This is a genomic window from Paenibacillus sp. 01L418, from assembly GCF_056400045.1.
This window is the reverse complement of record NZ_JBFTSN010000276.1, coordinates 1-8,777: the sequence shown is the minus strand read 5'-3', so window position 1 is coordinate 8,777 and position 8,777 is coordinate 1. Positions and strand designations below refer to the sequence as shown.

Below are 8,777 nucleotides of genomic sequence, written 5' to 3'. Positions count from 1 at the left end.
CTTATAGGCAGGTTACCCACGTGTTACTCACCCGTCCGCCGCTAAGCATCAGAGGTGCAAGCACCTCATCAACTCCGCTCGACTTGCATGTATTAGGCACGCCGCCAGCGTTCGTCCTGAGCCAGGATCAAACTCTCCAAATTGGTGTTTGACTTGCTCATTACTTTTATCGCTATATTTGCTCATCCCGAAGGATTTGCAAGGCAGTTATTACTCGTTGTTCAGTTTTCAAAGAGCAAACTTTTCTATCGTTTGTCTTGCTTGTTTTTCTTGTCGTCCGCGTGTTTCTCTCGGCCGGAATTAGAATATATCATGCCCCCCTCCAATTGGTCAAGCATTTATTTAAAAAAACTTTAAAAAGCATGTTTTCACTCGATTTTCGGTAAAATATAACCAATTACTTTCAAATAAACTTAACAAATTCCAACTTTATAAACACTTCGTAATTATAATAGAATAATAATATGATTATTCAGCCATTTATCCAATTTTAGAGCTAGTTCACAAGAGGGAGCAATAAAAATGACATTATCAGAAATCGAACGTATTCAAGCTCTGCTTCCACAATGGGTTGAATCAAGCCGTGAACAATGCAGCAGCGGCAAAGTTGCCTCCTATATACCCGAGCTGTCGAAATCACCGATTGGGGCATTAGGAATACACCTTATTGATTCAAACGGCCTTTCTATATCTGAAGGCGATACAGATCTCTCTTTTACGATGCAAAGTATTTCAAAAGTATTCACGCTCATTTTAGCGCTAATGGATAACGGAGAAGATGTCGTCTTTGACAAGGTTGGCATGGAGCCTACTGGAGACAACTTTAATTCTATGCTGAAGCTTGAGCTCGTACAGCCGGGCATTCCTTTTAATCCACTAATAAATGCTGGAGCCATTGCGATCTCTTCTTTAATTGCTGGCAAAGATCCTGCTGAAAAATCTGCACGAGTGTTAGACTTCCTTCGCCTTCTTTCTAATAATAGCTCACTTGACTACGATATGGACGTCTATCGTTCTGAAGCGGATACAGCGAACCTTAATCGTTCAATGGCATATTTCCTCAAAGATAACGGTGTTCTGCAAGGATCAGTCGAAGATGTCCTTGAAGTTTATTTCCGGCACTGCTCCATCAGCGTAACCTGTGCAGATTTGGCTCAAATGGCTTTAGTTCTGGCGCATAACGGCAAAAATCCTACAACCGGAGAACAGCTTATTCCTCGCCGCTTCGTTCAAATTGCCAAAACCTTTATGATAACTTGCGGCATGTACAATGCCTCTGGAGAGTTTGCGATTCATGTCGGGTTGCCAGCCAAGAGCGGCGTATCCGGCGGTATTTTAACGCTGGTGCCTGGCCGTTATGGTATCGGATTAGTTGGTCCATCGCTGAACCGAAAAGGAAACAGCATCGCTGGTGTTGCTCTTCTTGAGTCGTTATCGAGAGAGTTTGAATGGAGCTTGTTCTAATATACTGCCTTACTTGAAAACAAAAAGGATGACCGCTTGCGATAAACTCGCTGGGTCATCCTTTTTATACTGTTTGTATTACGACTGTGGATCAATTAGCTTCACATTTTTGTTCAATATGAAAAACTGCTCTGCCTTCTCACGGTGATCTTCCGTTATTTGGCCACTAAGAGACCTGTAAGCGATGAATACAGCTGTTGCATCATCAACAAAACCTGCTACAGGTATAAAATCCGGAATAAGATCAAGCGGCAAAATCCAATAAGCTAAAGCTCCAATAGCTGTGACCTTAGCAGATAGCGGCGTCTTGGGATCAGCCGAGCAATAATAAAGCGTGACTACTTCTTTAGCGAACGGCACCTTAGCTGCATGACGCTTCACTTTTGCCCAGAACCCTTCCTCTACATACTTCGTTTGCTTCTCATGGTCACCTAATTTGCTAATGTACTTTTCTATATCAACTTCCTCAGGCGGATTGATTTGTTTATGATCCAAGGTCCTTTGAAGCCCTTCTTCTGCATCTTTAAGATCAGCATCATCAATCAGTATCGTACCGCAAGAGGAGCATTCCACAACCATTTGCCTGTTCGCGTCGACATCATTTTGGTTTCCACATTTGGGGCACAGGGTAATAGTCATACATCCCACCTCCTTGATATAACTAATAATACTCTCCATCCCCTAAAATAGTTGCAATAAGGTTTGCGTATATCAGTAATAGTGTGCCATGCAGACGTTTAATCTGATTCACTCAGCATGCCATTATTAAGCTGCCCATTAACGAGCGAGCTGTAAAAGCCTTTTTGCATAAGGAGCTGTGAATGAGATCCTTTCTCCAAAATGGCACCGTCACGCAGCACTACAATCTGATCCGCTTGTTGAATGGTGTTCAGACGATGGGCTATGACAAAGCTCGTTCTCCCTTTCATAAGCCGTTGCAGCGCTTCCTGGATTTTTATTTCGGTCACCGTATCGATACTGCTTGTCGCTTCATCTAATACAAGGATTGAAGGATCTGCTAGAATCGCTCTGGCAATGGCAAGCAGCTGCTTCTGTCCTTGGCTAATTCCGCTGCCGTCTGATTTAAGTACGGTCCCATAGCCGTCCTTCAGACGAGAAATAAAGGAATGTGCGTTTGCGAGTTTTGCAGCCTGTTGGACTTCTAAATCCGTTGCATCCAGCTTGCCGTAACGGATATTTTCATAGATGGTCCCCTCGAACAGAAATGGGTCCTGCAGTACAAACGCCATATGCGAGCGCAAATTTTCACGTTTGAGCGTACGTGTATCGTGCCCATCAATCAAGATGCTACCCGAGCTCGGATCATAGAATCGGCACAAAAGCTGGATGAGTGTTGTTTTACCCGCTCCGGTTGGACCTACTAGAGCGATCGTCTCTCCTGGCGTAGCTTCAAAGCTTACCTCGCTTATCGTAGCTATCCTTCCTTCATAAGCAAATGTTACTTTATCAAAAACGACTTTTCCGCTTACTTCTGCAAGTTCGCGAGCTGCTCCCTCATCTTTTCGTTCCTCATCTTCGCTTAGCACATCAAATACACGTTCAGCACCAGCGACAGCAGATAATAGCGTATTCCACTGGTTAGCAAGGTCATTAAGCGGTCTTGTGAACTGCCTGGAATATTCCACAAATATAATAATTGTACCGACTGTTATTTGATCATTTAAAACAAATATCGCACCTATTCCTGCAATGATCGTGAAGCTTAAGTTGTTTAACGCGTTCATCAGCTTCGGAATGAAACCAGAAATCGTCTGCGCCCAGAAGCCAGAAACTCGAATACGCTCGTTGCGCTCCTTGAAGGCGGAGATGACTGTTTTTTCCTGAGAAAAGGCCTTCACTATGCGTTGTCCCGACAATGTTTCTTCTATATAACCATTTAAGTCGCCAAGATTGCGCTGCTGAGCTTTGAACAGTCGGCCGGTTTGTTTTGTGATCCATTTCATCCCCAGTACCATAAGCGGCACAACGAGGAAGGTTAATAGAGTCAAAAGCGGACTAAGGGACAACATAACACTTACGGTTCCAACAAGAAGAAGGATACTTGAAAACACTTGAATCACAGAGCTATTTAAAGATGAGCTTACGTTTTCTATGTCATTCGTAACGCGGCTCATTAGTTCTCCATGCTGACGCTTGCTGAAAAAAGGGATCGGCAGCCTGTGCAAATGATCAAACAATTCGACCCGCATGCGATAGACCGTTTTTTGCGAAATGGTTATCATCCAAATACTTTGGAGCCACATCGTGATCGAGTGCAGCGCATAAACGAGAGCCATCAATAGTAGAAAAACAATAATTCCGCTATCTCTATTCATCAAAAAGCGATCGATTGCGGTACCTGCCATATAGGGTCCCAGCAATGAGAACGCAGAGCTTAATATAACCATTACGATGACAGCTGCAAGTCTGCCCTTATAGACGATCAGGTAACTCCACATTTGCTTCAGCGTTTGGCTCATATTTTGCGCGCGTGGTTTACGTTTACCTTTGTCTGCTGCAGTGGATTCGACCGCTTCCCCAGATCTTTGGTACTGAAAAGGCTCCTTTAATTGTCTAAGCACGGGACACACCTTCCTTCCCGAACTGTGACTCGTATATTTTCTGATACAAACTGGATTCACGGATCAACTGCTCATGCTTGCCTTGTGCCAGCAATTGGCCTTCATCAAGTAGAAGAATTGAATCCGCAGCTACGGTTGAGCTTATTTTTTGCGTGATAAGGAATGTCGTGCAGCTCATATTTTTAAGTGCTTGCAGAAGAGCAGCCTCGGTTTGTACATCGAGTGCGCTTGTGCTGTCATCAAGCAGCAGCACAACTGGCTTTCTAACTAATGCCCTCGCAATCGTTAGACGCTGCTTCTGTCCACCTGAGAGATTTACTCCTTTTTGCCCCACTATCGTATCGTATTGTTCCGGCAGCTTCATAATCGTGTCATGGATTTGAGCTAGTTTGGCAGCCTCTATAATTTCTTCGATGCTGGCATTCTCCTTGCCCCAGCGAATATTATCCGCCACCGTGCCTGTAAACAGCATGATTTCTTGCGGAACATACCCAATTTGCTTGCGAAGCTGCTCAAGCTTCATTAAGCGATTGTCTTTGCCATCCACGCGAATCACGCCCGTCTGCACATCGTAAAGTCTAGGAATCAGTTGAATGAGCGATGTTTTGCCAGAACCGGTCGCACCCATAATGGCAATTGTCTCACCCGGTAATACCGAGAAGGATATATCTCGCAATACATGCAGATCAGAATCCGGATATTCAAAAGATACGTTCTCGAAGGAAACGTATCCCTCACGAAGCTTTACCGCTTCATCGCTGTCAACTGTATCTGTTAAGTCGATATCCGTTAGCACAACCTCTTCAATTCTTTGAGCTGATGCGCGCGCTCTCGAGAAGTTGACCACGATCATGGACATGATGGATAAAGCACCAATCGTCCTCATCGCATAGTTCAAAATGGCAACCACCTCACCAACGGTTGCTCCATTCCGATCGAGCTCGATTCTGCCAAACCACAACACGGCTATAACAATCGCATTCATAAATAACAGCACGATTGGCATCGTAACTTCCGTTAAACGAAGAGCGGATACGGTACGATCCATCAGCTGCTCGCTGGAAAATGCAAAACGCTTCGATTCATGCTTCATCCGAACGAATACACGCACGATTCTCATGCCGATTAAATTTTGCTGCATCACGCTATTCACTTGATCCAGCTGCTTCTGAACAGAACGAAAAAGCTTTTCTCCCTTTTTAAGCACCCAAAGCAGAAAAACACCAAGAAACGGAATGACCGCAGCAAGCCATATGGCCAGCTTAGGCTGAACGATAAAGGCCATTATGATACTTCCGATTACGAGCAATGGGGCGCGAAGCATAATACGCAGTCCCATGAACACTGTATTTTGCAGCTGTGAAACGTCATTCGTTAATCTAGTAATAAGCGATGATTCCGGAAAACGATTAAAATTGGCAAATGAGAACGATTGCACTTTTTCATAAAGCCGCTCTCTTAAATCAAATCCGAAGCTCTGACTTACGTGTGAAGCATAAAAAGAACTAAGTATTCCTACAATAAAAGCGATAACAGAGCAACCAATTAGAAAGCCGCCCCATTGCAGCACAACCGATAAATTATTTTTATCAATACCATCATCAATGATTTTTGAAATAATATACGGTTGAAGCAGCTCCACTACGAGCTCCACCAGCATAAGCAGCAGAGCAACGTAAGCAGCAAAACGATATTTTTTGAGAAAATTGAACATAGTCAGCATCTTTGTTCCTCCGAGTAATAATGGCTTAGATTAGCTATCCTACTCATTATATCTTTTTGAACAGAAAATGGTATGCACGATTATAAACTCGGGGCTATCTGAGGGAGGGGGTGCGCCTGCTTAAGGCAGTCAAGCTGCCTTAAACACTGCGCGCATCTTCATAGAACACTCGAAACATAATATCGTGATTATAGTTGCCAAAACCCTTGCCATATAAGGTTAACCCGCCTACGTTAACGGCATCTTCCTTCACGCCAATGCGGAATGTCCAGAAATTTCGCTCCAACCCAATTTCACCGATACTAGTTGATGACATATGCTGTCCATCAATTAGCGTCCCATCCTCTTGAATGCGTATCACCTTGAGCAGTCCGTATTGATTGACCCGATCTCCCCACCAAGCCGGTGAGAAACGTCCTCTTACATCTCCATAATCACCAGGGCTCGTCCACATGCCGATATCCATTCCATTAAGGAAGAAATTAATGTCAGATGGCCAGTTATCGTTTACGCCTGGCGCTTCTGAGCCAAGCTCCAGTGTAATTTCAAGTGCTACAGGCCGTTGTCCCGCTAGCAAATAATTCGGCACCTTGTATTCTACATAACCTTTGCCAAACCAAAGAATGCCTGCATTCATTCGCTCCGGCTCCAAGAAGAAACGCGGATCGTCAAATTGCCCAATCAGCTTCTCCGTTGTAGCAATGCCGCAAGTCGGAAACACTTCAAATTCTGTAAAATGCCCAACTGGCACGCTAACATCATGCACCTTCTTCACATCCAGCGCCTTAGAAGGCAGTTCAATCGTAATGCTACGTTCAGCAAGCGAGCAAATTTTATGTGTGCCGCCATGTTTACGAACCATCTTCGTTTCTACAATGCCAGCCTTCTCCAGCTTTCGAATATGCATCGTTACAATCGCGCTGCTTAGACCAATAGCTTCAGCAAGCTCCTTTACGTTCATCATATTTGTTGCAAGCAAATTAATAATGGAGAGCCTGACAGGACTAGCCAATGCCTCATATAAGGGCAGCCAAGCTTCATCCGTATTCGCATTTATCATCACGATCTCCTCCTCTCTCTATACTATAATAATAGAAGGGCATCCCAAAAGCCGCAATCGCAGCTTCCGGATCCCCTTGTTGATTCCATTATAGTTTAATACGAATAACGTTCCATGATGCTTTGCTAAGCGTCGCGGCAATTTTCCCGCCGTCTGCAAGCGCAGCATTACCTGCTGTGTGCGGTGTTACGCGATTTGGCGCGTCTGCCGTGTTCGTCATTTTCAAATCATCAGATTCAAGCACGATATGTTCAATTAGTTGGAAAGCACCGAAGCTGCGCAAATCGATTTCGAATGGAAGCGACTCTTCCGTGTTGCGGTTAACCGCAAAAATCGTTACTTCCTCTTTCTCTTCATTATGAACGGCTACCGTTTCCAAGTATGGCACGTCTGTAAAATCCTTTGTATCATGCTTCGGCGATTTCACTAGCGGTACCAGCACTGTGCCACGACCGAAAATGCTTGCGTGCATGTATGGATAATAAATCGTTTGCTTCCATGCAGGTCCGCCATTTTGCGTCATGATTGGTGCGATCACGTTAACCAGCTGTGCGATACAAGCCATCTTTACACGATCTGCACGTTTAAGCATACTGATCAGCATGCAGCCAACAACAAGTGCATCTTCATGATTATACACGTCCTCAAGCTGTGGCGGAGCAATTTGCCAAGGATCAAGCTTACGGTCTTGTGCATTTGAATGATACCACACATTCCACTCGTCAAAGGAAAGGTTGATTTGCTTCTTTCCACGTTTTTTTGCTTGCACATAATCACAGGTTGAAATGACTGTATTAATGTAGGAATCCATGCTCATAGACTGTGCTAGGAAGTTTTTCGTGTCGTTATGAGGGTTCCCATAATATTGATGAATCGACACATAATCAATCGTATCATAAGCAAGATCAAGTACGGTAGCTTCCCATTCAGGGAACGTCGGCATTCCGATGTGCGAGCTTCCACATGCAACTAGCTCAATGGTCGGATCAACCCATCGCATCGCTTTTCCTGCTTCGTTAGCAAGGCGACCATATTCTACAGAAGTTTTGTGTCCGATTTGCCAAGGTCCATCCATTTCATTGCCGAGACACCATGTCTTTACATTATGGGGATCTTTATAACCATGCTGGATGCGAAGATCGCTCCAATATGATCCTGACTTATGATTGGAGTATTCAATCAAGTTGCGTGCATCATCAATGCCGCGAGTACCAAGATTGACGGCCATCATAGCGTCTGTATTCACCTTTTTGCACCAGTCCATAAATTCATTAAAGCCGATCCAAGTGGGCTCAACCGTTCGCCATGCAAGCTCAAGCCTCTTCGGACGCTGATCTACCGGACCAACACCATCCTCCCAGTTGTAACCGGATACAAAATTACCGCCAGGATAACGGACGATAGGCACATCAAGTCCCTTTACTAGCTCAAGAACATCGGAGCGAAAACCCTGCTCATCTGCTTGCGGATGATCCGCCTCATAAATGCCGCCATAAACCGCACGCCCAAGATGTTCTATGAATGATCCATATATACGTTTATCCACTTCCCCAACTTGAAAATCCTTATCCACTATCATTGTCGCTTTGTTTGTCATAATCATCCACCTCAATTAAATTAATAATTTCATTAATTAGTTAGTTAAGAGTTAATAGTGATTTATACTACTTATTTAACTACACGTTCGTAATTAATTCAAGTATTAATTTTATATATAATGAATTTATATTTATATTAATTCATAGGAATAGAGGACCAATTCTTTATTCGATACAAGGTAAAGGTTTACGAAGTCATAAATTTATAGTTCAATTTGCCTAGTTATTATCAATTGTTTCTTGAGTTAGTCCTCTTTTTAGACTACTATGGGACTATAAGGTAATTCCTTTGTTTCAACACTACGGCAGGAGTTGAGAGCATGAGCAGTACTATACGCTCACTAGAAGAT

The 8,777-nt window shown here is 43.8% G+C and carries 6 protein-coding genes and 1 rRNA gene; 1 reads left to right on the top strand and 6 read right to left on the bottom strand.

Features of this window, described 5'->3' with window-relative positions; translation table 11 throughout:
* Window positions 1–143, bottom strand: a 16S ribosomal RNA gene (locus AC1DSE_RS24575); the annotation flags it as partial.
* 379 nt (window positions 144–522) lie between these two features.
* Between AC1DSE_RS24575 and glsA the strand changes: the two genes are divergently transcribed.
* Complete coding sequence (glsA, locus tag AC1DSE_RS24570; RefSeq protein ID WP_076271731.1) at window positions 523–1,464, top strand: glutaminase A; 942 nt, start codon at window positions 523–525, stop codon at window positions 1,462–1,464.
* Window positions 1,465–1,542: 78 nt separating this feature from the next.
* Here glsA and AC1DSE_RS24565 read toward each other — a convergent pair whose 3' ends face one another.
* The 5 genes from AC1DSE_RS24565 to arfA form a co-directional block, all read right to left on the bottom strand.
* A complete protein-coding gene (locus AC1DSE_RS24565; protein WP_339204113.1) occupies window positions 1,543–2,103 on the bottom strand; it encodes a DUF1232 domain-containing protein in 561 nt (186 codons plus the stop codon).
* Between the two features lie 98 nt (window positions 2,104–2,201).
* On the bottom strand, window positions 2,202–4,046 hold the full coding sequence (locus AC1DSE_RS24560) for an ABC transporter ATP-binding protein (protein WP_441887181.1): 1,845 nt from the start codon (window positions 4,044–4,046) through the stop codon (window positions 2,202–2,204).
* A complete protein-coding gene (locus AC1DSE_RS24555; RefSeq protein ID WP_441887183.1) occupies window positions 4,039–5,769 on the bottom strand; it encodes an ABC transporter ATP-binding protein in 1,731 nt (576 codons plus the stop codon). Before AC1DSE_RS24555 ends, AC1DSE_RS24560 begins: the two co-directional genes overlap by 8 nt.
* Before the next feature lie 139 nt (window positions 5,770–5,908).
* On the bottom strand, window positions 5,909–6,829 hold the full coding sequence (locus tag AC1DSE_RS24550; protein WP_477512981.1) for an ArsR/SmtB family transcription factor: 921 nt from the start codon (window positions 6,827–6,829) through the stop codon (window positions 5,909–5,911).
* 88 nt (window positions 6,830–6,917) lie between these two features.
* Window positions 6,918–8,426, bottom strand: a complete 1,509-nt coding sequence (gene arfA, locus AC1DSE_RS24545; RefSeq protein ID WP_477528324.1) for an arabinosylfuranosidase ArfA — start codon at window positions 8,424–8,426, stop codon at window positions 6,918–6,920.
* Between the last annotated feature and the right edge of the window lie 351 nt (window positions 8,427–8,777).